The organism is Pseudomonas sp. JR33AA (genome assembly GCF_021378985.1).
Classification (GTDB): Bacteria; Pseudomonadota; Gammaproteobacteria; order Pseudomonadales; family Pseudomonadaceae; genus Aquipseudomonas; species Aquipseudomonas alloputida.
Genome location: NZ_JAJSAW010000062.1, coordinates 1 through 367, shown reverse-complemented (window position 1 = coordinate 367; position 367 = coordinate 1). Strand labels below are relative to the sequence as shown.

General features: G+C 59.7%; 1 protein-coding gene. It reads left to right on the top strand.

The genetic code is table 11. From position 1 onward, the window contains the following. The coding region (locus tag LVS58_RS25015; protein ID WP_233693251.1) for an immunoglobulin-like domain-containing protein at positions 1–367 on the top strand (367 nt) is incomplete at both ends.

The following is a 367-nucleotide window of genomic DNA, read 5'->3' as shown; positions in this document are numbered from 1 at the left end:
CGTTCGAGAACCTGCAACTGGGCGGTGCGGCTACCGTTCAAGTGACCGACACCACCGACGAAGTGGTGGCCAAGTTGACCGCCACCCCTTCGGTCACCGAAGGCGGGGAGATCATCTACACCATCACACTGACCAACAAAGACGGCCTGCCGATCAACAACCACAGTGCACTGACCTTCACGCTGAACGACGGCAAAACCGTCATCACCGTGCCGGCCAATGGCACCGTGGGCACTACCACCGTGACTGCTCCGGACAACGTCTACGTCGGCGCTAATGACCCTGTGATCAAATCGATCGCTACCGTTGCAGGTGCGGATGTCGGCAAGTTCGAGCAACTGACGCTGGACAAGGCTCCGGTCAGCAC